The organism is Prevotella sp. SGI.167, assembly GCF_050313615.1.
GTDB lineage: Bacteria > Bacteroidota > Bacteroidia > Bacteroidales > Bacteroidaceae > Prevotella.
Window position 1 is genome coordinate 116,470 of record NZ_JBNPLT010000005.1, and the last position, 25,219, is coordinate 141,688.

General features: G+C 45.8%; 19 protein-coding genes. 7 read left to right on the top strand and 12 right to left on the bottom strand.

Features of this window, described 5'->3' with window-relative positions; all coding sequences use genetic code 11:
• Positions 1-13 precede the first annotated feature (13 nt).
• The 4 genes from ACQRBJ_RS04375 to ACQRBJ_RS04390 are packed head-to-tail and all read left to right on the top strand — an operon-like array spanning position 14 to position 4,480.
• Positions 14-940, top strand: a complete 927-nt coding sequence (locus tag ACQRBJ_RS04375; protein ID WP_445302939.1) for a lysophospholipid acyltransferase family protein — start codon at positions 14-16, stop codon at positions 938-940.
• The gene (locus tag ACQRBJ_RS04380) at positions 937-1,995 is read left to right on the top strand and encodes a CDP-glycerol glycerophosphotransferase family protein (protein ID WP_445302940.1); all 1,059 of its coding nucleotides are present in this window, start codon (positions 937-939) and stop codon (positions 1,993-1,995) included. Before ACQRBJ_RS04375 ends, ACQRBJ_RS04380 begins: the two co-directional genes overlap by 4 nt.
• Before the next feature lie 7 nt (positions 1,996-2,002).
• A complete protein-coding gene (locus tag ACQRBJ_RS04385; RefSeq protein WP_294969370.1) occupies positions 2,003-3,076 on the top strand; it encodes an aminotransferase class V-fold PLP-dependent enzyme in 1,074 nt (357 codons plus the stop codon).
• Between the two features lie 57 nt (positions 3,077-3,133).
• Complete coding sequence (locus tag ACQRBJ_RS04390) at positions 3,134-4,480, top strand: adenylyltransferase/cytidyltransferase family protein (protein WP_445302941.1); 1,347 nt, start codon at positions 3,134-3,136, stop codon at positions 4,478-4,480.
• A gap of 32 nt (positions 4,481-4,512) precedes the next feature.
• Here ACQRBJ_RS04390 and ACQRBJ_RS04395 read toward each other — a convergent pair whose 3' ends face one another.
• Positions 4,513-5,310: a glycosyltransferase family 2 protein gene (locus ACQRBJ_RS04395; RefSeq protein WP_441933318.1), complete on the bottom strand. Its 798-nt coding sequence runs from the start codon at positions 5,308-5,310 to the stop codon at positions 4,513-4,515.
• A 188-nt stretch (positions 5,311-5,498) separates the two neighbouring features.
• Here ACQRBJ_RS04395 and ACQRBJ_RS04400 point away from each other — a divergent pair, with 188 nt between their 5' ends.
• Positions 5,499-7,064 (top strand): DUF6056 family protein, encoded by a 1,566-nt coding sequence (locus tag ACQRBJ_RS04400; RefSeq protein WP_445302942.1) that lies wholly within the window; start codon positions 5,499-5,501, stop codon positions 7,062-7,064.
• Positions 7,065-7,118: 54 nt separating this feature from the next.
• Here the strand turns inward: ACQRBJ_RS04400 and ACQRBJ_RS04405 are convergent, their stop codons facing one another.
• From ACQRBJ_RS04405 to ACQRBJ_RS04425, 5 genes are all read right to left on the bottom strand, one after another.
• Positions 7,119-7,919 (bottom strand): glycosyltransferase family 2 protein, encoded by an 801-nt coding sequence (locus ACQRBJ_RS04405; protein WP_294969379.1) that lies wholly within the window; start codon positions 7,917-7,919, stop codon positions 7,119-7,121.
• Between the two features lie 4 nt (positions 7,920-7,923).
• Positions 7,924-8,712, bottom strand: coding sequence for a glycosyltransferase family 2 protein (locus ACQRBJ_RS04410; protein WP_295346925.1), 789 nt, complete (start codon positions 8,710-8,712; stop codon positions 7,924-7,926).
• A 4-nt stretch (positions 8,713-8,716) separates the two neighbouring features.
• A complete protein-coding gene (locus tag ACQRBJ_RS04415; protein ID WP_295346924.1) occupies positions 8,717-9,478 on the bottom strand; it encodes a lipopolysaccharide kinase InaA family protein in 762 nt (253 codons plus the stop codon).
• A 49-nt stretch (positions 9,479-9,527) separates the two neighbouring features.
• The gene (locus ACQRBJ_RS04420; protein WP_445302943.1) at positions 9,528-10,682 is read right to left on the bottom strand and encodes an AAA family ATPase; all 1,155 of its coding nucleotides are present in this window, start codon (positions 10,680-10,682) and stop codon (positions 9,528-9,530) included.
• A 378-nt stretch (positions 10,683-11,060) separates the two neighbouring features.
• Entirely contained in the window at positions 11,061-13,001 is a 1,941-nt protein-coding gene (locus tag ACQRBJ_RS04425; protein ID WP_295346921.1) for an LTA synthase family protein, read from the bottom strand.
• 141 nt (positions 13,002-13,142) lie between these two features.
• Here ACQRBJ_RS04425 and ACQRBJ_RS04430 point away from each other — a divergent pair, with 141 nt between their 5' ends.
• On the top strand, positions 13,143-14,849 hold the full coding sequence (locus ACQRBJ_RS04430; protein ID WP_349226118.1) for an ArnT family glycosyltransferase: 1,707 nt from the start codon (positions 13,143-13,145) through the stop codon (positions 14,847-14,849).
• 101 nt (positions 14,850-14,950) lie between these two features.
• Here the strand turns inward: ACQRBJ_RS04430 and ACQRBJ_RS04435 are convergent, their stop codons facing one another.
• Entirely contained in the window at positions 14,951-15,880 is a 930-nt protein-coding gene (locus ACQRBJ_RS04435; protein ID WP_441933303.1) for a glycosyltransferase family 2 protein, read from the bottom strand.
• Between the two features lie 157 nt (positions 15,881-16,037).
• Entirely contained in the window at positions 16,038-18,086 is a 2,049-nt protein-coding gene (locus ACQRBJ_RS04440) for a helix-hairpin-helix domain-containing protein (RefSeq protein ID WP_445302944.1), read from the bottom strand.
• A gap of 190 nt (positions 18,087-18,276) precedes the next feature.
• On the opposite strand from ACQRBJ_RS04440, the gene ACQRBJ_RS04445 reads away from it, so the two are divergent.
• Positions 18,277-18,915: a DUF4294 domain-containing protein gene (locus tag ACQRBJ_RS04445; protein ID WP_445302945.1), complete on the top strand. Its 639-nt coding sequence runs from the start codon at positions 18,277-18,279 to the stop codon at positions 18,913-18,915.
• Positions 18,916-19,201: 286 nt separating this feature from the next.
• Here ACQRBJ_RS04445 and ACQRBJ_RS04450 read toward each other — a convergent pair whose 3' ends face one another.
• From ACQRBJ_RS04450 to ACQRBJ_RS04465, 4 genes are all read right to left on the bottom strand, one after another.
• On the bottom strand, positions 19,202-20,233 hold the full coding sequence (locus ACQRBJ_RS04450; RefSeq protein ID WP_445302946.1) for a M28 family peptidase: 1,032 nt from the start codon (positions 20,231-20,233) through the stop codon (positions 19,202-19,204).
• Positions 20,234-20,351: 118 nt separating this feature from the next.
• Positions 20,352-22,100, bottom strand: a complete 1,749-nt coding sequence (locus tag ACQRBJ_RS04455) for a membrane dipeptidase (protein ID WP_441935847.1) — start codon at positions 22,098-22,100, stop codon at positions 20,352-20,354.
• A gap of 23 nt (positions 22,101-22,123) precedes the next feature.
• Complete coding sequence (locus tag ACQRBJ_RS04460; RefSeq protein ID WP_153123959.1) at positions 22,124-22,591, bottom strand: Lrp/AsnC family transcriptional regulator; 468 nt, start codon at positions 22,589-22,591, stop codon at positions 22,124-22,126.
• A gap of 189 nt (positions 22,592-22,780) precedes the next feature.
• Positions 22,781-25,159, bottom strand: a complete 2,379-nt coding sequence (locus tag ACQRBJ_RS04465; RefSeq protein WP_445302947.1) for a glycoside hydrolase family 3 N-terminal domain-containing protein — start codon at positions 25,157-25,159, stop codon at positions 22,781-22,783.
• Between the last annotated feature and the right edge of the window lie 60 nt (positions 25,160-25,219).

Sequence of the window (25,219 nt, forward strand, 5' to 3'; positions counted from 1 at the left end):
AATAGTTTTGTTGATGGTTAAGATTGTTTATGCATTCTTTTATGCAATATCGCTGCTGCCTTTCAGGCTACTCTATTGCATCGCCGATTTCGAGTACTTCATGATGTATCGCGTCATCAAGTACCGCAGGGGTATTGTGCGTAAGAATCTCACCAGCTCTTTTCCTGAGAAATCAGAAGAAGAGATTATCGACATCGAGAAGAAGTTCTATCGCTGGTTCAGCGATTACTTCTTCGAGGCTGTCAAACTGCTCAGCATCAGTGACAAGGAGTTGCGCCAGCGATTCCAGGTCATCAACAGCGAGGAAGTGGAGCAATGTTTCCTGGAAGGTCAGAACGTGGCAGCCATCCTGGGGCATTACTGCAACTGGGAGTGGCTTTCGTGCGTGGGCATCGAACTGCCTAAGTCACGCAAGATAGGTCTCATCTATCATCCACTGCGCAACCAAGCCTTCGACGAACTCTTCAAGCGCATCCGTTCTCACGAGGAGAATGGCGTGGTGGTGCCCAAGAAAGACATCCTCCGCTACTTGGTGGATTACAAGCGCAAGGGCATCTTGAGCATCTTCGGCTACATCAGCGACCAGGGACCTAAGTGGGAGAACATCCACCTGTGGCTTCCTTTCCTCAACCATCCCGAAACCCCAGTGTTTACGGGTGGCGAAAGAATCATGAGGAAGATGAACAATGCCGTGTTCTATGTAGAAATGTCGCGCCCGAAGCGAGGCTATTATACTGCCACTTACAAGCTTATCACCCGTGAACCCAACTCATTGCCGGAGCACGAGATTACCCGCCGCTTCTTCCAGATGCTGGAAGAAACCATCCGCAAGAATCCACCTTATTATTTATGGACGCATAACAGATGGAAGCGAACCCGGGAGGAGTTTGACAAGCGATATGAAATCAAAAACGGTAAAGTAATTCCTAAAGAATCATGAGAATAGTTCTTTTCTGTGAAAACAAGTATGCCATAGACATACTTAATCCGATACAAGAACATGTGACAAAGCAGCATTTGCCACACGAGATATTGTGGTATATCCACAAACCAAAGATAGACAGTTTTCCATACGCCGACCAGGTGAAATGGACCAGCTCTATTCAAGAAGTCTATGACTTCCAGCCAGAGGCTATCTATGTGCCAGGCAACATCGTGCCTTACTATCTGCCTGGCGTCAAGATACAGGTATTCCACGGCTATGCCGCAGAGAAGAAAGACCATTGGATTATCCGCCGTTACTTTGACACCTATTTCACCCAAGGTCCTTACTTCACCTCCCACTTCGAGGCTCTGGCTAAGAAATATGGCGATTTCGAGGTGTTGGAAACGGGATGGCCTAAGCAGGATTGGATCAAGGCAAACCTGCATAAATATGATGCCGACCGAGAGAAACTTCTTAAGGAAAGCGGCAAGGAGACGCTGATACTCTACGCCCCAACCTTCTCGCCAAAACTCACTTCGCTTCCTTACATCAAGGAAGAGCTGGGCAAGCTAGCTAAGGAGCGCAATGCCTTGGTAGTAATGAAGTTCCATCCGCTTACCCGCCAGGAATGGGTAGATGAATACCGTGAATGGACAGCAAACAAGAAGGATGTTCTCTTCATCGACAAGGGAGAAAACGTGACGAAATATCAGCTGATGGCAGATACGCTCATCAGCGATACCTCTTCCACCATCTATGAGTTCCTGCTGCTCTCTCGTCCAGTCATCACCCTCGGCACCATTTCCAAGGATATCTATTGGGAGAACATCACGGAACCTGGTCAGCTGATTGCCGCCTACGACCATGCCCTCACAGATCCTGAGGCGATAGCCAAGCGACAGTGGATAGTAGACAACTACGACCCATATCTAGACGGCAACGTATGCCAGCGCATGCTCGACGGCGCTGAAGACTACATTCGCCGCCATGGAGTGCCGAAGAAGAGAAAGCTGAATCTCTGGCGTAAATATACCAGCATCAAGACATTTGGAAGAATCAAGAAAGGATAAATAAGATATGCTTAATTTTACAGTAGGACCTGTGATGGCAAGCGATGAGGTTAGAGCCATCGGTGCTGAGCAGGTGCCTTATTTCAGAACAGCAGAGTTCTCCGCCATCATGAAGGAGAACGAACAATTGATGAAGCAGTTTGCCAAGGCTTCAGACGATGCCCGCACAGTTTTCATCACAGGTTCGGGCACAGCCTCTATGGAAGCTGTGGTCATGAATGTGTTCACTCCTGCCGACAAGGTACTGGTAGTGAATGGAGGTAGCTTCGGTCACCGTTTCGTACAACTCTGTGAAATTCATGAGATACCACATACAGAAATCAAACTTGAGATGGGGACTCCACTCACGGCAGAAGACCTCAAACCCTACGAGGGACAAGGCTACACCGGCTTCCTCGTCAACCTGCATGAGACTTCTACCGGCGTACTCTACGACATCCAGATGATCAGCGACTTCTGTCATCGCAACCATATTTTCCTGGCCGTAGATTCCATCAGTTCATTCCTTGCGGACCCATTCAACATGAAGGAACTCGGCGTGAACGTAATGATTACGGGTTCACAGAAGGCACTGGCATGTCCTCCAGGCATCTCTGTCATCATTCTCGATACAGAGGCAATCAAGCGAGTAGAGGCAAACAAGGTTAAGTCGATGTATTTCGACCTGAAGGATGCCTTGAAGAATGGTGAGCGTGGACAGACTCCTTTCACCCCAGCCGTAGGAACCTTACTGCAGATTCATGCCCGCCTGAAGGAGATAGAACGAAATGGCGGCGTGGAGAGCGAGAACAAGCGCATGAAAATGCTTGCAGAAGATTTCAGAAGCAAGATCAAGGACCTGCCATTCACCATCGTTTCCCAATCGATGTCAAATGCCGTTACTCCTCTGCATCCACAGAACGCCTCTGCCTACGACATCTTCCTGAAGTTGAAAGATGAATATAGCATCTGGGTATGTCCTAATGGTGGCGATATGGCAGAAAAGGTATTCCGTGTAGGTCATCTCGGCAACCTGAGTCCGGAAGACAATACAACACTCGTTGATGCACTGAAGGATATGCAGGCTAAGGGACTGCTATAAAGGGGCAGCTATAATATATATAATAAGGTATAGAGAACTTTCAAGATAGAGAAACTTATGGTTAAAGTTATCACATACGGTACTTACGACCTGCTTCATTATGGTCACATCCGTCTCCTGGAGCGCGCCAAGGCTCTGGGCGACTACCTCATCGTGGGCGTAACCTCGGATACCTTCGACCGTGAGCGAGGCAAAATCAATGTACAGCAGTCACTTATGGAACGTGTGGAAGCCGTACGTGCCACCGGCATTGCCGATGAAATCATCATCGAGGAATACGAGGGACAGAAAATTGATGACATCAAGCGACTAGACGTAGATATCTTTACCGTAGGTTCTGACTGGAGAGGCAAGTTTGACTATCTCAACGCCTATTGCAAGGTGGTTTATCTAGACCGCACTCAGGGCGTATCGAGCACGGAGATCAGAAGCGAGCAGCAGGTGGTTCGCCTCGGACTGGTGGGCGAATCGCCTATCCTCAACAAGATAGAGCGGGAAAGCCAATATGTCAATGGATTTGAGGCAGGAAAGGTATTCTGTCTCAACGACCAATATCTCTCAGAGAATCTGCAGGCAGAGGAAAAGCAGGCAGCCAGTTTCCAGGAACTCCTGGACGAAAGCGATGCGCTCTATGTTATCTCTGCCCCAAGCAAGCACTATGCTCAGATAAAGGAGGCATTAGAAGCAGGCAAACACGTACTGTGCGAATCGCCTATCACCCTTCTGCCTCAGCAATGGGAAGAACTCAAGGCAATAGCAAAAGATAAGAAGGTAGTCTTGATGGACTCTATCAAAACCGCCTATTCCGTAGCTTATTACCGACTCTTACTCTTGGCAAAGGGCGGTATCATCGGCGATATCATGTCGGTGGATGCCACCTGTACCAGTCTCGTAGACTTCGACCCGACCCAGGATTCCCAGAAGAGTCTTTACGAATGGAACAGTATCTGCGCCTGGGGCCCGACAGCGCTCCTGCCTATCTTCCAGCTTCTGGGCACAGAATACAGCAGCAAACAGATAGCCACCCACTTCCTGGATGAGGCAAAGCGCTATGATGCCTTCACCAGGATATCCTTCCTCTACCCTCATGCCGTAGCTTCACTGAAAGTAGGACAAGGCGTAAAATCGGAAGGCGAATTGATTATCTCAGGTACCAAGGGCTATATCTACGTACCAGCCCCATGGTGGAAAACCGATTACTTCGAGGTGAGATACGAGAATCCGCAGAACAACAAGCGCTACTTCTACCAGCTGGATGGAGAAGGCTTGCGCTATATGCTCCTCTCCTTCCTCAAGGCAATCCGAACCGGCAAGGACTTCTCTTACGTATCCAATGATATCTCAGAAGAAATCGTCAGGACTATCGCAGATTTTGAAGCAAGAAAGGAAATGGTCATCATATAGGGGTTTCCTACATGATGACCATTTCTTTTATATTAGCAATAAGCCACTCTTAAAGCAATGCCATTCTGACACCAATTCAGCTGGTGGAGCTTAACCTGCTGTAAAACCTTCACATGATATTGTTCATTGGCCTTTGAAGCTTCCCGGTGATACAGATGATACATGATGCCACCCATCTTGAGGGCTTTCTTCCTGATACCCGCAAAGTGCAGGCGATAGGCAAATTCACCATCCTCATGCCCCCATTGCTTCAAATCCTCATTATATCCATTGACAAGAAGAGCATCAGCCTTCCAGTATGCCATATTGCAACCTCTCAGATGATCGATGCGGCGGGCATAACGAAAGGCGAGATAATTTCTCAGCATACGGGAACGGATGCTGTTCAGCATATAAGGCAACGGCATGTTCCAAAGCTTTAAACGGGCATGCTTATCCTGAAGTAAACGTTTCGAAACAGAAGCCTCCAGTCTCACTCTACTGCCACAGACAAAGCAACCCTCTTGGGCAACCTCCAGATGATCAGCCACAAAATGAGAATCCAGTATCACGTCACCATCTACCTGGATGATATAATCGCCCGTAGCCTTAGCTATCGCCTTATTCAGAATGACAGTACGGCGGAATCCCTTATCTTCCTGCCATACATGCACAACCGGTACAGGCGAAGACTTTGCATAACTATCAATAAGCTGCTTCGTTTCCGCTGTAGATCCATCATCGCCAATAACAATTTCGTCTGGCATTTTACTCTGATGCATGGCACTTTCCAAAACCATTCTTAAGGCTTCTGGCCAATTATACGTAATAATGAGCAATGTTACCTTCATACCTAAACTTTTATTACAATTTACCTTTATCTATCTTTCCTTTAAACACTCTTATGACGCAAATCTTGCATGATCCCCCTATTAATTTTACCGACATTCATATAATTTAACAGCTGTTTATGCAAGAAGACACAAGATTCTCTGTTATTATCTATGTAAAAAGAAAGAAATAAGTAAAAAACAACACGATGAATCAGAAATTGTTGAAAAGCCAAACGATATTGGCTATTTGTATTCTAATCTTATCTATCATCCCTATCGTGGCAATAGGTCCTTACCTACATCAGTTTGCGGATGACTATGTATTCGGAGCTCCAGTCTACAAGGCTTGGACCGCCACCCATTCATTAGGAGCATGCATTCAGGCTGCATGGGATGAATCCATGCATATCTACCAGACATGGCAAGGTACTTACTCAGCATGTTTCCTGATGGCATTGCAACCGGGCATCTTTGGCAAATACTGGCTTGTACCTATTATTCTATTGGGAGGTTTGGTTCTTTCCACCTATACCCTGGGTTATACAGTATTACGCAGGTTGCTACATATCAACAAGCTGGAGTACGCTTTCGTTTCTACGCTGTTCGTATTGATGACCGTACAGTTCGTATGGTCGTTCTACGATGCATTCTTCTGGTATAACGGAGCGATGTACTATACCTTATATTATAGTCTTTCGCTGTTTCTAGCCTCCCTGCTCATCGAATTCCATCTTACGGAATCCATCATAGCGAAAATCATCATCACGCTGGTTTCCGCAGCACTCGCCATATTCATAGCCGGCGGCAACTTTGTTACCGGTCTGGGTATGCCTGCCATTCTCTTTATGGCTATCGTATGGATGTGGGTGGAGAGGAAAAAGACTCCTTTCTTCCTTATTTCTATCCTTATGGTTTATGCCAGCGCCTTTGCTTTCAGCGTATTTGCACCAGGCAATGCAGTCCGCCAAGCCACAGTTACCGATCAGCCGAATGTGGTTGCTGCCTTCTTTATGGCAATAGGAAAGAGCGTGGAATTTCTTGCTGATGCCATTGGAATCATGGAGGTACTCATGTTTACCATTCTCATTCCATTCCTGGCAAGATTAGCCAAGGCATCCCGTTTCAAGTTTTCTCATCCATGGCTTTATCTGCTCATCTCTTTCCTGCTCTACAGCGCCTTCTTTTTCCCAAACAGCTATGCCATGGGATCCAGAGGAGCTGACAGAGTACAGAATGTATACTTCTATGTGCATCTGTGGATGTTCTGCTTCAATATCTTCTATCTCTCAGGTGCCCTCCAGCGCAGAGCGGCTACTCAGGAACCGGTAAGCGTTGCCATAATGAACCTGATTGACGCCATCAAACAGAAATACGATAGATACTTCAAGTGGACACCGGTATACTACTGGCTGGTATTGGTACTGTCTATCTCTGCCAAGCCAACTACTACCAACAGAACTATCACCCTGCTGCGTAAGGGAACAGCGCAGAAGTTTGACCAACAGATGCGGCAGCGTGAAATTGAAGTAAAGAAAAGCAAGGCAGACCATCTGGTTCTGAATCCGCTCACCGTAAAGATGCCATCCGATGCATTCCACGACATCACCATCTATCCAGGGTACTGGATTAACCGAGGTATGGCAAACTATTATGACAAGAAAACGGTAGTAGCATTACCTTTCGATGATGCCGACGAATCACCAGCCCAACTCCTGGAACGCTGCCGGGAGGAAGTAGGACCAGGCGGAATGACCTTTATCGAAGGAAAATAAATAAGAAATTAACAATATCATTCGTCAAACAAAAAAGGTAAGTAGCCTAAGCACCTACTTACCTTTTTTATTTTTCATACGATCTTCAATTATCTTACTGACAGCAACAAACTGATAGATTCCTTCATAGCAGGCACAGATAAATCCTTCCTTACCATCCCGGAATCCACCCTTCTGTATATAAGCACGGAAGAAACGCACAAACGGACGATAGAACAAGGCAGCCATTCCATAATTGCGATCTTTCTTCTTTTCTATTTCATTCGCTGTATACTGGTTGATCTTTCCCATCCTGCTGGCGATACTGTCATCTGCCAGATGAACAAGTGCCATATCAGCATGAGCCGCTGGTATCTTTTCTATCCTGCCCTTGATAACAGGATCGGCATGAATGATGGCTGGCCATACGGTATCCTTCCTGATAAAGAAACGCAACTGGTAATCAGGATAGAAACAATGCATGAATCTTCCCATAAAGCGACTCTTGCGTGGAACATACAAACCCTGTGGAGCATCCTTCTTCTCTATCAGGGAATAAAGATAATGCTTCAGTTCCGGGGTTACCAATTCGTCTGCATCAACCACCAATACCCACTTGCAGGAAGCGGCATCAATGGCAGTCTGCCTTGCCGGTTCACAAATCTGATAATTGCCTCTTGGGAAGATAACAATCTTGCAACCATATTTACGGGCAATATCCAATGTATTATCCGTACTCTCCATATCGCAGATCACTACCTCATCGAAGTCTTTTACGGTTTCCAAAACCTCAGCCAAATGCAGCGAGGCGTTATAGGTATTAATAACGACAGAAATGCCGCACTCTATATTTATTTGACGATTCTCTTCTTTCATAATTTTACAAGTATTTGTCTATTCCGTTATTGCAACGGGTTATATGCTCTTTTTCAACCTTTTCTAAGGCAATATTATGGGTTTCCTCATTAGCCCTGGAAGATTCCTTATGATATAGATGATAAACAATACCACCCATTTTGAGCACTTTTTTCTGAACGCCAGAATAGTACAGTCGATAAGCTATCTCTGTATCTTCATGCCCCCATTGTGTCAAATCTTCATTATACCCATTTACCCGGATAAGGTCGCTCTTCCAAAACGCCATATTACAGCCTCTCAGATGCGCCAATCTACGGGCATAACGGAATGCGAAATAATTTCTGAGCAGTCTTGAACGGAAACTATTACAAACAAAACTGATAGGCATATTCCATGGTTTTATGACAAACTTATTGTTTGCCAATATACTCATGGTTTCCTTCTGAGATATCTTAACTCTACTTCCACAAACAAAACTGCCTTCTTGAGCCATTTCAATATGGTCGGCAATAAAGTGAGAATTTAAGACTACATCTCCATCTATCTGGATAATATAATCGCCCGTAGCTTTAGCTATAGCCTTGTTTAAAATGGCTGTTTTGCGAAAGCCTAAATCTTTTTGCCATACATGGATAACTGGCTGGGGAAAGTTGGCTGCAAAATGTTCTATCAGCATTTTGGTTTCTTCTGTAGAACCATCATCTGCTATCACTATTTCATCAGGCAAGACCGTTTGACGACTCACACTAGCGAGTACCATCCCCAATGCTTGAGGCCAATTATATGTAGTCATCAATAATGTTGTCTTCATAACTTTACTTTTTTCTAAAACAATGCGTTATATTTTTTCTCTTCTTCCATCGCCAATCATGTTCTGCCTTACCATCCATAAAGTTCTGAACCTGAGACTCTTCCAATCCTCTAGCCTTGACATATTCACGAGCTACAAGCTCGAAGACATCCATTCTGCCGGTGAATCTCGTCAGGTTTTCCACACATTCCTTCATCGGTGGATAACCTGTGTAAAACTTCATGCGGTTGATGTCGATAAGAGAGAAGGTATAATGGCCATCAGCCTGAGGCTGATACAGTACATTACCACTGTTCAGGTCGATATCGATGATACCTTTCTGATGCAGGCGATTCACAAAGCGGGCAAAATCACCAGCCATAACCTTGTTGAATTCCTTCGGATCGTTCAACTGCCCCGTAATAGGCAAACTGTTATCTACATCAGAGATAAAATAGCAATAGTCGATAAGTCCATTCACTCTTGTCTCAACATATCCAAAGCCTTCAGGGGTAGCAAAGCCATCCTCCTGCAGTTTGACAGCATTCTCATAAGCCCGGCAAGCCTTGGTAGAGCGGAAGAAACTATATCCTATCTTCTGAACGAAGTTAGGGCGCTTGTATCTTTTCACCACCACTTCCTTGTCTTTTCCATCAAGCTTCACAAGAAAAGCCTTGATTACATTCCGTCCCTGAAAGATGCAACGTCCCTCCTGCTCGAACACATCCGGGATGCGCTCGATGAAACTTCTCATCTCTTCGTATTTTGGATTTATCTTTATCTTCATTTGTTTTCTATACTTTTATATTATCATTGTCCAAGATACTTGGGTACATTTATGATTCCTTCCACACTCTTCTCTTGAGCCACAACGCCAAGATGGGGTCACTCATTTCCAGATGCTTAGGAACAGGAATCGTAATCAGATCTTTTACCATCAAGGATTTCTTAAGGCGGGTTACATTGGCGGCAGTACCCAGGCGATAAGTTTCCAATATTGCCGTCTGGGTGAAACCAGTATGTACTCCATTGATAATGGCATGCAGGAAATTCATCTGATAGGCAGAAAGGTCTTCGGTCTGCTGAATAAACAAAGGCTCACAGGCATCCAGCAACCAGTCTATTCCATATTTCAAGTCCTCTTCTGTAGCTGCAGAATCATCCTGTACACGCAACCATACAAACCATGCCAACTGCTGTACATAAGAAGAATACCTATCTGTTACCTGACAGATTTCTCGAGCCAGCTCTTCCGAGATATGCTTGCCGGTAGATTCGAAACGCTGACAGATATACTCCACCCAGTCTTTCTCGCTTATCTTGTTCAGATAGAAGAAATCTCCAAAGCGATAGAATGGGTAACTGGCATTCTGGAACATCTGTTCCATCATGTGTTTCTTGCTTCCATAAAGGCAGTAAGATACATGGCTCTGTAATTGCCATACGCTACGGAGCTTCTTCTGGAAGGTCAATGAATCAGGGAAATCGCCTATCTGCTGAAATTCATCGATGCAGACTACGATATGACAACCTTTAGACCGAGCTATCATTTCCGGAAGTCTCAAAACCTCTTCTGTTGTATTGTTACCTGCATTATACTCCAAAGTCAAAGAGAAATCAGTCAAAGGATCTTGTCCTATACTGATTTTCGGAACGAAACGGCTCAAGAACACCTTGGCATTCTCCATCCATTCTTCCCATTTTGAAGAAGTAGCCCGAACCACAGCTGTGGCAAAAGCATTGATAAAATCATTCTCAGAGCGACAGCCAAAGGCATCTATACGAGCTATCCTGATGTCTTCGCTCTCTACAAGCGAACACACCTTATCCACCAATGAAGTCTTACCCATACGACGAGGCGCAATCAATATCGTATTCACTCCATACGTAAAGTTCGCCTTCAAGCGTTCTGTTTCCTCTCTACGGTCGGTAAAGGAATCTCCCTCCACACGAACACCGAACACAAACGGAGCTTCTTTACTTTTTATCATAATTACTACCTTATTTTATACTATACAGCTTTTCTTCTGCAAAGAAATTGCAAACGAGCGCAATGAAAGCTGCGCTTTCAAATTGCCGAGTGCAGCTTTTCTTCTGCAAAGATAGCCAAAAAAAACAAATTAAACAAGGTTGTTTTAAACAAAGTTGTTTAAAACCATCTTTTTTTTGCAGAAACAGCGATTCTTCGTCTGATAAAAATATAGTTTCATAAATTATACCCTAGGGTATAATACCTTTGGGTATAATTTTGTAACTTTGCAGAGAATAAAACTTCAAGCCCCTGAAGGATAGAAAAACTATATAAACAGTCAATCCCCCATCACGCAGCCAAAGCGTGGTGGGGGATTACTGTTTCTGATAATAATTTTTTATTGCTGATGTCGCTCAATATACTCCGCTGCCTGGATATTCGAGAAGACATAATTCTTCAAATCCCGGAACTTAGACTCTTGCTTGGTTTCCTTCAGATTGCCATTCGGCAACACATCATAGCAGAAACTGCGGTTCATCGACGGATTATAGACGAAGCAACGCTGATGATCTCTTGCCACAATCTGGTTATCTGCCGAATAGAATACCATCGGGCGCTGCTGCTTCAGCAGATCCACGCCGAAGCCCTCGTACTCATAATTCAGATTCATCAAGCCGAAAAGCGTAGGCATCACATCCACCTGCATGCCCAAGCCCGCATACTGCTGCTGCGGAACACCAGGACCGAAGATGATGAGCGGAATGTGGTTGTAAGACTGAGGCAACTCGCCCTCGCTCTTACCCACCAGCTTGCCATGGTCTGCCTGAATCACGAATATCGTGTTCTTATACCAAGGCTCCCGGCTTGCTTTCTTCAGAAAATCGCCTATCGCCCAGTCGGCATACTCCACTATCTGCGTTTCCTTCTCCTTGGTCTTCGGCTTGAAGAAATCTGGAATGATATATGGCGGATGATTGCTCACGGTGAGGATGGTAGCCATGAAAGGCTTGCCCGTCTTCGCCTTCTGGTTGATGGTGCTGAGGGCATAGCCCATCTCGAAATGGTCACTCACACCAAAGCTGTTCACCACCTCGCTCTTAGGATAGTTCTCCTGAGAGAAGATGTCATCGTAGCCATTGGTCTGGAAGAAAGCCTTCATGTTGTCATACTGCGCCTCGTGGGTCATGAAGAACATGTTCTCGTAGCCATACTGCTTCAATACCGTGGCGATACCCTTGCGGCGCGGAGTTACCGTTCCCTTCATCAGGTTGCGGAACATGAGGGCAGGGAAACTGTAGAGCGTAGCCGTCATGCCATGGTTGGTATGGATGCCGGCACTATAGAAATGGGTGAACGCCAGGGAATGATGATAGAGCGAATCGAGCGTTGGGGTGAGTGGCTGCTGATTGCCGAAAGTGCCCAGCAGGTTTGCCGACATCGACTCCATCAATATCACCACTACGTTAGGATGATTCTTCTTCATCATCAGGGAATCGTTCACCACCTCACGCTTCAGAATATTCGTGCTATCCACCTTTCCCGTAATACCGAGCCACTGGCGGGTATTCGTGATAGCCTCAGCGTACGGCATGAGATGCAGTTCCTTGTTCTCCTTGCGCATATCGTCGAGCGCCGAAGTAAGGAGATTGAATGCCGGATTGATGCCAAGCTGGTTGAGGAAGGAATCCTCGCAATAGTAAGCCTGACTCACCTTGATTGGGTTATAGCCCATTCTGCCACGGATGCCAAAGAGGCAGGCGCCTATCATCACCGCAGAAATAAGGAAACGACTTGCCACCAGCACTAGGTGCATATTGTCCTTTGGCAACAGGAAAAGCCCCTCGAAGTAGCGGCGCAGGCGGATAAGCGCATAGATAAATGCCCCCGTAAACACGAAATAGAGGGCGATATAGAGCCAGTAGGAAGACTCCTGCAAGAGCATGCCCGATGTGGTAGCAACATAGCCGAACCAACCGAAGATGCTGGAATTGATGTTCTTGAAGAAATACTGGAAATAAGGGGTATTGGCTGCCGAAGGCATGAAGGCGATGGCAAACCATGCCGCATACCAGATGTTGATGCCACGCAGCAAACGGCGATGACACCACCCCAGGCTGGCAGCAACAAGGAGCACAGCCACAGGCAATACCGAAATATAACAAGCGATGACATTGTCAAACCATACACCCTTGACAAACGCCATCACCCTACTCGCCCCTGCATCCACTATCATGCCATGCAGGGCGATGAATTCCACCAATCTGAACAGAGTCATCACCAGCAATGCCAATACATGCACCGAAAGGAGATAACCCAAAGCCTTAAAATATCGTTTCATCTTAATTCTACTTTAGAAATCGGGTGCAAAGTTAATAATTATATCCCAATAAAAGCAAAATTTCCCACCTTATTCTGTCTATAAACAAATAATTATATGTAACTTTGCAGCCAAAATAACATTATAAGACTTCGATAAGACATGAACATCAAGTACAACAAAGCCCTGTGGCTTATCACTATTCTAGCCATCGTGATGCTGATTCCATTCCTCGGGCTCTCTGATTTCAATACCAAGGGAGAACCTCGCGAGGCAGTAGTTGCCTACACCATGCTGGAACATGGCAACTGGATATTGCCTATCAACAATGGAGGCGACATCCCTTACAAGCCACCTTTCTTCCACTGGTGCATCGCTTTCTTCAGCCTTTTCATCGGCTACGTGAATGAGTTCACCTCCCGTCTGCCATCCGCAGTATCGCTGGTATTGATGACCATCGGCGGCTTCGTGTTCTATGCCAAGCGCAAGGATACCCAGATCAGCCTCATCGCAGCCATCCTCACACTTACCGCTTTCGAAGTGCATCGTGCGGGAATCAACTGTCGTGTGGATATGGTGAACACCGCCTTCATGGTGGGAGCCATGTATCTGCTCTATCGCTGGTGGGAGAAAGGAAAGCACCAGCTGCCTTGGCTTGCCATCCTCTGCATGAGCGGTGCCACGCTGACCAAGGGTCCTGTGGGCATCATCCTGCCATGCTTCGTGATGGGTGTATTCATGCTTACCCAACGGGAGAACTTCTGGGGCATCGTATGGCGCATGGCGCTAACCGCCCTGCTCTCGCTCATTATCCCATTCTGCTGGTACTATGCAGCCTATCTGCAAGGCGGCGACGAGTTCCTGCGTCTGGTGAAGGAAGAGAACATCGACCGATTCATGGGCAAGATGGCATACGAATCGCATGAGAACCCGGCGTGGTACAATCTGCTTACACTCGTGATGGGTTGGGCTCCTTATACCTTATTATTACTGTTCTCGCTCTTCATCCTGCCATGGAAAAAGTTCTCAAAGACCCGATTCCTGGAGAATGCGAAGAAGGCTACTCCGCTGCAGGTGTTCACCTGGCTCGCCTTCCTCCTGGTGCTTTTCTTCTACTGCATCCCAAAGAGCAAGCGCAGCGTCTATCTGCTGCCATGCTATCCGTTCATGGCTTATCTCATCGCCGAATACATCGTTTGGATGATGAAGGAAAAGATGGGAGCCATCAAGGTATATGCCGGCGTGATTGCCTCGCTGGCAGTTATCCTTGTGATTGCTACGCTTGTTATACGAGCAGGCGGCATACCAGATACCATTTTCCATGGCAAGCATGCAGCCGACAACATCGCCATGCTCCATGCAATAGGGGAATCTACTCATGGTATCCTATTCTACGTATGCTATATGTTTCTTATAATAGGGGCTTATCATATATTCAAGGCACTCAAGAAAAAAGAGACAAGCCAAATGATGAAATATACATTGGTGATGATTATCGCAATTTTCATCACACTCGACTCCACCCTGCAGCCTGCCGTGCTCAACACGAAGGCAGACAAGCATCTGGCGCCGGTTATCGAAAAGAAGTTTGATACCAGCAAGCTCTACTCTTATATGTCAGTAGATATGCTGCATTTCTTCAGCCTCAACTTCTATCTGGGCGATAAGATCCAGCAGTTTGACAAGGTGCTGCCACAGGATGGCGTGCTGATGATTCCAGAGGAAGACATGCCAGATTTCAAAGAGAAATTCGGCAAGGACTATACCTTCCAGAAGGTTTGGGAAGTAAGGAGGCTCGTAGAATGGCACCATCCGGTAGGCTTCTATCAGTTTGTAAAGACAAGTGCCAACATCGCACAGAAGAAATAATCAATAATCAGATACAAAAAATAGCATCGGGATTCATCAACCCGATGCTATTTTTGTATCCATCAAATTTATAGTCTTCTTATTTTCTTTCTTCGATAAGATTATACTCTTTCTTCGATAAAGTATCGAGGACGGCGCTTCACCTCGGTATAAATCTTGCCGATATAGACACCTGTGATGCCTACACCCGTGGTGATGATGCCACCGATAAACCACATGGAGACAAGCAGGGAAGTCCAGCCCTGAATGGTCTTGCCCTGGAAATGCTCCACCAAGGCAAAGATAATCATGATGAAGGCTACTAAAGTCATCGCCAGACCCAGGAAAGTAATAAACTTCAATGGTGCCACGGAGAACGAAGTGATGCCATCGATACTGAAGCTCAGCATCTTGGTAAACGGATACTTGCTCTCACCTGCCTCGCGTGCCTTGCGGTCGTAATAGACGAATCCCTCTCGGAAACCCAACTGTCGGACGATGGCCCTGAGGAAGAGGTTGCGCTCAGGATATTGCATCAATGCCTTGAGGGTACGGTTGGTCATCATTCGGAAGTCTGCATGATTCTGCACCGTATCCTTATCCACACTCTGCATCAGTTTATAGAAGGCAAGAGCTGTGAATCGCTTGAAGAACGTATCGGTCTTACGTTCCTTTCTTACACCATAGATAATATCCTTGCCTTCCTGCACCTGCTGTACCATATCGATGATGACATTCTCATCATCCTGCAGGTCGGCATCGATACTTACCATCGCATCGCAATGATCTACCGCCGTTTCCATTCCTGCCCAAAGGGCATTCTGGTGTCCACGATTATGAGATAACTTGATGCCGTGTACATAATGATGTTGCTTGGCAGCATCCGAAATCATCTGCCAGGTACAGTCACGGCTACCGTCGTCGACAAGGAGCAACTCCGTGTCGGCGTCTGTCTTTACTTTTATTGTCTGTATAAGATTGCCGAGCACCTCTAAGGTTTTAGGCAACACGGCTTCCTCGTTATAACAAGGAATAACTATTAATATCTTCATCACTTCTCTTGTTTTCTTCGTTAGCACAGAGATACTTTACTCTTTTGCAAAAATACCCCGATTTTCTTACATACACAAATAAAACGCCAGTTTTTTCATTATCTTGCATCATATTACCCAAAAAGAATGAAAAGAAAAGCAGGAATATACTGCATTCTCACCATTTCCACTTCACCTGTATTTCCAGATCCATCTGACGCGAACCCGCTATTTCCTGCTTTCCGGAAGAGATGCGATTGCGATCAAAATAATCGGTTGTACCCAACTTGGCAATCACCAGCAGATGTTCGTTAATCTCCGAACGAGCCACCAGGGCATAACGGATGCCCTCACCATAAAAGCTTCCGAAACTCATCTGATAAAGCAATCCCGGCTCATAGACATAGATACGGCTGCTGTAATCCTGCGTATGGAAATAGCCGAAACTCCCCGATAACCTCAACCATCGCCAACTGGTTCCCAGATTCTCATTCAGCATATAGCCCCGGCTAATGGTACCTTTCTCGTTCTCCATCAGGCTAGCCTGTTTATTCTCGGAGAATTCAACACTTGTCTTGGCAAACCATTTTGCATTCTTAAGATTGGCATAAAGACGTAAGCGTTCGGTAGTTGTACCCGCCTTATCCTTATAACGGATTCTGCCACCTAACGCCAAACTTCTGGAAGCCTGAAAGATGATACTTACCAGATTATCCCAACTATGCGTACTCTCCCTGGTCTGATACTTAGGCCAGACAAAATAGGCAAAATCACTATAGGCGGTGATATTCCAACGACTGGCAGGAGTCCAGGTAAACCCCAGATAGGCTCCGTTTTCATCCTGTACAGCACTCCCCTCGGAAAAACTGTTGCTGAAGAGCGAATAGTATCGGGCAGAATAGAAGCGCTGCAATGCCATCAACAGAAAATGATCAGTAAATTGATAAGAGATGGTATTCAATGTAGCAATGGCACCACAATCGCCCGTAGCCATCTCACCGGCAATATTCCAACGGTGCGAGATATAGCCATAGTCTATACTGGCATTCCAGAATTGGTCGCCTACCGGCGAAAACCGCTTATAGAGCTGAGATGTATTAGGAGTAAGCGGAAGAGAAAAGGAGGTATAGAAAGCCGTGGCTCCTGCATGCCAACCTGCGTGATGATAATTGATATTACCTCCCACCAAGGTGTTGGAAGCAACATCCTGCTTTGCTATTTCGGAGGAAGTGCGATGCAGACCGGTCTTCAATATCGTCTTGATACCACCATTGGAAGACAGAGTGGCATCTATCTTGCGATAAGATACAAACCCCGTTATATCAAGTCCTTTCATCAAGGAACAGGTTGCAGCTGCTCCCTGCAGATAATTGGCTGAAGAACGTGAAGAATGTACACGGATAGTACTCGGCATGGAACGTCCGAAGGAAGAAAGGATGGAGAGTTTGCCAAAACTGAAATCGTTATTGAGAATCAGTCCCAATCCTTCATGCAGACGGTATCTGCCAAGAGTGATATTCTTCCATCGCCCCAACTTCTTCAGCTGTATATAAAAGGAATAAAAATCATAACCCAGACTGTTCTTACCAGAACCAAAAGGCTCACCGGCATCCTGGGCTCCCACGACTCCCATCTTCACATAGTCGCCATACCTGAACTGATAGCGCACGCCATGCTTGTACTTATATCCCAAGTAACCATCGGCCCCCATCACATCGCCCTTACGTTCATAAAACGGCACTTTCAGCATTCCCATCAGCTCATGCTTGCCATACCGGACTATAGTCTTGATGCCAGGAAAATCCTGCCGTGTGACATCGGCAACATAAAAGAAATAATCCATCAGCTGCCGCTGATACCAACTGATGCTCGGAATCAAAGCTAATTCGGCCATACTCTTCATTCCTCCATAGCGATAAACGTATGCCTGAATATCTTCAACCTGTGAAGCCGTGAGAAAAGGCAACTGTTCTAATTCTTCACGCGTAGCCACATTCAAGTTCATCGGATGCTGAGCCAATTCTTCCAGGTCTTCCTCATAATCTTCCCATAACGTAGTCTCGAAGTCCTCTGTCTCAGAAAGTTCCAGAAGAAGCTGTTGCCAGGGTTGAGACGCAGGAGAGGCAGAACTTACAGGAAGCGAATCCTTAACTACTGAAGAAGACTGAGCACAACAAAGAGAAGCATAGAAAATCTGGGAGCTGCCTATAAGAAACAGTTTCAACAAAAAAGATATTATGAAATAACAACGCTTCATCTATAGGCAAACGATTATTAATTTTCTTCAAAGTTACTATGAAATTCTGAAAAAGAGTAAGAAAATAGAAATAATCTTTCTCTAAATGAAAAATAAACTGTAATTTTGCGGCTAAATTAGAAACAATAGAGGGTTACACCTCTTTATATATATAGAAACAATGAAACAGAAATTGTTATTCTTGCTGGCGATGCTCTTCTGCATCAACTTGCAAATAATGGCACAAAAGAATGATACCAAACCGGAAGACAGGGCGGTAGACATGGATGCTCCTACCTTTGAGCCGATGGTTAGAGTGGGTAAGGTACTATTGGATAAAGATAGCATTCAATACGTACAGGTGAACAACGTGTATGTCTATCCGCAGCCAGTATTCAAAAACGCCAAGGAGCGAATGGCTTACAACCGACTGGTATACAATATCAAAAAGGTATTGCCTATCGCCAAGGAGGTAAGAAAGATCATTATCGAAACAGGTAATTATCTGGAGACTCTCCCTAACAAGAAAGCCAAGGATGCACACATGAAACTGGTAGAGAAGGGAATCAAGGAAGAATACACTCCAAGAATGAAGAAACTCACCTATGCACAGGGTAAACTCTGCATCAAACTGGTATATCGAGAGTGCAATTCCTCATCCTATCACCTGATTCAAGCCTTTCTGGGTCCTATCCGTGCCGGATTCTATCAGGCATTTGCAAGCCTCTTCGGTGCCAGCCTCAACAAGAAGTACGACCCGAACGGCGTTGACAGATTAACAGAAAGAGTGGTAAGACAGGTAGAATCGGGGCAGATTTAACCAGCTCATCTTATTCAGAAAGCCCATACACTTAGGTATAAAAGCATTTCCAGTCAATAGGAATTGCTTTTATACCTAAGTTTTTTTGTTGATACAAGCAGAAGAAATCTCCGTTCATAGACATTGAACCGCCGTTCAAAGACATTGAATGTCGGTTCAAAGACACCGAACGGCGGTTCAACGTCTATGAACGAAGATTTAAACTGGCTGAAAAAAGAAATGTTCCTAAGAAAAGCAACAACTTTTCCTAGGAACATTTCCTTTTATATTCGAATGGGATGCCCACCTATTCCTCAGTATAAAGCACCTGAATCATAGTCTGGCCAACCGCCTTAAGCACATTCTTATCCAGATGAGCCATATCATCGCTCACGGTGTGCCAGGTAGGACCGAAACTGCTCTGCTGGCAGTCTGGATAATAAGCAATCACATCTACAGTAGGAATCTTAGCCTTCTCGTTGACCGGAATATGATCATCAGTAATCATTCCGCCATCGCTCTTAGGGAAGTAAGAGCCAAAACCTGCCTGACGGGCTGCAGTCCAAACCTTCTTCACGATGCCACCGGCATACTGCATAGACATACCTTCACGATAGAACTTGGCTCCCTGTCCGCCCACCATATCGAGGAGGATTCCGAAACGAGGATTATATCCCTCAGGCTTGTTCTCGCTCCAGTACTGGGCACCCAATGCCCAACTGTTGCCATCGTCCTGAACATCAGCCCACTGAGGTGTTCCCCAGTCTTCGGTATCGAAACATACGAAATCTACGCCGATGTTAGGATTCAGCTTCTTGTCAGCCTGCAGCTGGCGGGCAATCTCCAACATGACGGCTACTCCGCTGGCTCCATCGTTGGCAGCCATTACAGGCTTGCGCCAATTGGTACTGTCAGGGTCGTTGTCAGCCCAAGGACGGCTGTCCCAATGAGCACAGAGCAAGATGCGGGTTTCAGCCTTCGGGTTGTAATGGGCAATGATATTGCTATTCTTCAATATCGTGCCATCATAACCCTTCAAGTCTGCCTTCTGGGTCTCTACCTCGCAGCCAAACTGCTTGAACTTGCTCACAATCCATTCGCCACACTTATCGTGCGCCTCGCTGTTCATGACGCGAGGACCGAAATCGCATTGCGCTGCACAATAAGCCAATGCCGAATCGGCATTGAAAGCCGGACCTACGGGATTCAGCTTCTCCGCTTCCTCTACCTCCTGCACATCAGGCGAACTACTGGTATTGGCATTCTTATAGCTGATGGTACCAGCCACCAGACCGGCAGCAACCACCACACCTAATATAATTTTCATTTTCTTCGTCATCGTATTTACTTTGAACTTTCAGATTTGAACTTTGAACTTTATGATTATCTTATAACTGTCGAATTGGCTTTCCCTTTGGCCGCCGAACGTTGTTTCGTCGTTCTTCACTCTTCATTCTTCACTTTCCAAAGTTCTGCACCTGCGTCATCACTCTGAGCCAGTTGCCTCCCCATATCTTTGCGATATCCTGCTCGCTATACTTGCGGCGCAGCAGCTGGAGGGTGAAGTTGATGAGTTCAGAAGAATCGGCAAGTCCGCGGATGCCTCCATCTCCATCAAAATCGGTGCCGAGACCTACATGGTCGATGCCCATCACCTCGATGGCATGCTCCAGATGGGCAATGGCATCCATGATGTCTGCCTCGCCCTCTTTGCGCAGGAATCCATGATAGAGCGTAGTATGAGCCACACCACCACGGGCTGCCAAGGCACGCATCTGATCGTCGGTCAGGTTGCGAGGCACATCGCAGAGGGAACGGCTGCTGCTATGGCTACACACGATAGGAGTCTGACTGATTTCCAGTGCATCATAGAAACTCTTTTCGCCTGCATGACTCAAATCTACCATAATGCCAAGTCGGTTCATCTCCTGAATCACCTTCTCACCAAAACTGCTCACACCATTATGGGTATTACAGCCACGGGCACTATCACAGATATCGTTATCGCCATTGTGACAAAGGGTAATATACACAATACCACGCTGTGCAAAGTGCTTTACATTGCTCAGGTCATGCTCCAAAGCCAAACCGTTTTCTATACCCAGCATGATGCTCTTTCTGCCCTTGCGCTTATCGCTATACAGGTCGGCAGGTATACGGGCTATACTGAGGTAAGCCCTATTCTTGCTGACGATTTCCTCTATCTTATCGAAGATGAGATCGGCATACTGAGCAGGTCCCTGCACATCAAAAGCCACCTTGCTGCTGAAGCTTTCACCTATCTGAGGCTGAGGCAAATAAGCCACCATGGTAGTAGCATCCTGGCGTCCATCGGTCATCTTATGCAAATCTACGAGAATGCGGGAATCACGATGATCGAACTTGATGCCTTGCGGGAAGAACATCGGTGTATCACAATGCGTATCAAGGGTAAGGATGCGCTTATGCAACTCCTTGGCAGCATAGAAATTATTAGCCTGGTTCACAAGCCAATGGAAAATCTTTCCTCCTTCCTCTCCAAGCCATTCCGGATGCCATTGTACGCCAAGTATCTGCTTATACTCGTTGCTTTCTATCGCCTCTATGATTCCATCAGTAGACTTGGCTATGATGCGCATGTGCTTGCCAGGCTCACTTACAGCCTGATGATGGAAAGAATTAACAAGAATCTTTTCTGCCCCATATATATTATATAAGGTGGAATCTTTCTTGATTTCTACACTATGGGTAGGTTCTGAACGATCAGCATCCTGACTGTGCTTCACCATCTGCTTGATGTCCTGATACACCTTGCCACCCAAGGCTATTGCCAATGTCTGGATGCCACGGCAGATGCCCAACATCGGAATCTGGCGATTGAAAGCCAGACGAACCAGCATCAGCTCGGCCGCATCACGCTCCTGATTGATGTTATGAAGACGAGGCGAAGGTTCTTCGCCCATCCACAGAGGGTTATGATCTCCCCCACCCGTCAGAATCAAACCATCGAGATGCTCCAGGGTATTGACGATGACTGTACTATCGGCAACGGGAGGAATAATGACAGGCGTACCACCTGCCGCTATTACCTGCTTATAATAACGATCACGAAGCGTTGCATCAATGTTTTCGTAATTGGCTGTGATGCCTATTACGGGTTGATGCTTCGCTTCGGGAAAAGAAGAGTACGCACCCTTGAGATGCGACTCCAAGTCAAATGTTTCCATTTGTTTATTCTTTTTCAAAAATATTATTCATCCTCCAAGAGAACAGGAATCTCACGCTTGATACTCTGCTCAAGCGAGATGAGTGTTTCGGTAGAAACCACACCAGGAATTGCCTGCAACTTGTTGTTGAGCAAATCCATGAGCTGCTCATTGTCACGAGCATACAACTTGATGAGCATCGTATAAGAACCGGTAGTAAAGTGGCACTCTACAATCTCTGGGATATTCTGGAGTCGCTCTACTACCTTCTTGTACATATTACCACGCTCCAAGTTGAGTCCTACATAAGTGCATGTAGAATAACCTAAACTCTTAGGGTTTACATCGAAACCGCTACCTGTGATGAAACCATCCTCCATCAAGTGCTGAACACGCTGATGGATGGCTGCACGAGACACGCCGCACTCAGCAGCTACGTCTTTGAAAGGAATACGGGCATTCTTAGAAAGGATGCCGAGTATCTTTCTGTCAAGATTGTCAATCTTTTCCATTTTTGTCTATTTTATATGTTGCTATTTTTAGGTACTCTTCTATACCAGATAGCAAAATTAATAAAAACTATTGAAAGAAACAACAAAATGCACGAACATTTTGCAATATCCGTGCATTTTGTTGTTTTTTATACTGTTTTTAACCAAAAACCTTGGCATTTTGCTACTTTTAGTAGAAAAATCATACGCTTATCTGATAACCTCGGAGAAGTAATGATCACGCAAAGGTTTCACCACTTTATCACCCGTCAAAACTATCTGCTGCTTAAGACGGATGTCTTGAGAAGAGGCTCCAATCTTCAGTTCATACGTTCCAGGAGCAATGTTCCATTGACGATTGCCTTGATGAGAATAATAACCGAACTGATCAGTATAGAACTTGATGCATACTCTCTTGGTTTCGCCAGGATTGAGAGAGATGCGGGCAAAGCCCTGCAACTGAATAGGATGAATATGCTGGTTGCTCTGAGTTGGCGACAGATATACCTGCGCTATCTCATCGGCACGAACCTTACCCGTATTGGTAACCTCAAAGTAGATATTGCTCGACTCTGAAGCCGTAGAGAGCTCCTTAACTGCCTGCAAGTTCTTATAGGCAAAGGTTGTATAGCTCAATCCATAACCGAAAGGCCACTCTACACGGGCATCCTGCCGGGTGGAATAATTATAGCAGATAGGCTCATAAACCTCAGTATTAGGATAGCTGACACTCAGCTTGGCAGATGGTGAAATCTTGCCATAAAGAATGTCAGCCACAGCTGTACCACCCTCTTCACCTGGATACCAGGCCTGGATGACTGCTGCACAACGCTTGGCTATCTTGGAGATAACCTGCGCACGACCGCCGAAGACTACCAGGACTACAGGTTTGCCCGTAGCCAAGAGTTCCTCAACATATTCCTCTTGCTTACCAGGAAGCTTGAGACCATCTCGCTCACGATTCTCACCACAGAGCATCACATTCTCACCTACAGCAGCAACGATAACATCGCTTTCCTTTGCCATCGCCAAAGCTTCTGCCTTGTCTGCCTTCTCGCCAGAATCAACCTTGCGATGCAGGAGCTGATACTCCCAAGCACGCTTATCGCCAGACTCTTCAAATTTGGTCTCTATCTCCTCAGTCCAGTCACAACCACGAGAATACTTAATATTAATCCCCTCAGGTTTACCAGCCTGCATTGCCTCTAGCAATTTAACGATATGTGGCAAGTGGCTATCATCCCACTTTTTCTTCCAACTCTGCCAGAAATAGAACATTGAAGGGAAAGAGTAGTCGCCACACATCGCCCAGATAGAATTGGCATTAGGACCTGTGAGCAAGATATTCTTAACCTGATTGGTGCTGTGAACATCAGCCTCCTTCACAAGAGGCAAAACACCATTATTCTCTAATAAGACGATAGACTGGCTGGCAATATCGTAAGCCGTCTGCCGTTCTTCCTTTGTATCAAGTTTTACATCCTCCGTACTATACAGATATGGATTCTTATCCATCAGTCCTGCACGAATCTTGTAACGCAGAACATCCTTTACAGCACGCTCAAAGACTTCTTTCTTAACAAGTCCCTTATCCAAGGCTTCCTGTAAATACTGATAGTTTTCGCCTCTAGGAAAATCAACATCATTGCCACCCTTGATAGCAGCTACAGCTTTCTGAAGAGGAGTATCAAGTCCCGGCAACTGATCAATGGCAGTATAATCGCTCACCACCATTCCATCGAATCCGAGATAATCTCGCAAAATATCGTTGAGAATCTCACTATTTGCCACGCACTTGGTACCATGAACAGCATGATAACCCGGCATCAAAGCCTTGCAACCTGCCAGACGAATCATCGTCTCATGAGGCAAAAGGATATCTTCCATCATCTCCTTCTCATCAGCATCACCGCCACCACCATATCCCAGATAGTGTTTAGAGCAAGCTCCCACTCCCTTCTTGAGATCGCCCTGCTGAAGACCCTTGACAAAAGCTGTACCCATAACGGCAGAAAGATAGCCATCCTCACCGTATGATTCTTCCAGACGATTAAAACTTGGAGTACGGCAGACGTCTACCATAGGAGAAAGCGACAATACGCCACCCATCTTGCGAAGAGCGGTACCTGTCTGCAAAGTCTTGAGCTCAGCCAACTCTGGATTGAATGAGCAAGCCTGACCTATCTGCTGTGGATAGACAGTTGCATCTTGCGTATTGATACCCGAAAGAACTTCCTCGTGAAAAAGAGCCGGGATTCCGTTAGGGGTATGATGCATCAACCAATCTTGTACAACAGCCACACGCTTTCGCAAGAAATTGGCTTCAACCAATTCCTGACTGGCATACTGTGAAAAATGCCCAATACCATAAGGAATGAGCTGCTTGCATTTGACGGTATCCAAATTGCCTTCCGCATCAAAAAGCTCATCCATATACCCACTCCTCAACTGAGCGATACGCTCTGGCTGTGACATTCTGCTGTAGAGTTCATCTACCCGTTGGTTCACTTGCTGCTCCGTATTGCTTATATTACCGCAACTAGCCATCAGCATGGTTGCACATACGGTTGTTGTAATTTGTTTCATCATTATCTTTCAGGTTAAAAATATGATTATTGAAGTTGTTTATTACCAGGTGCAAAGATAATA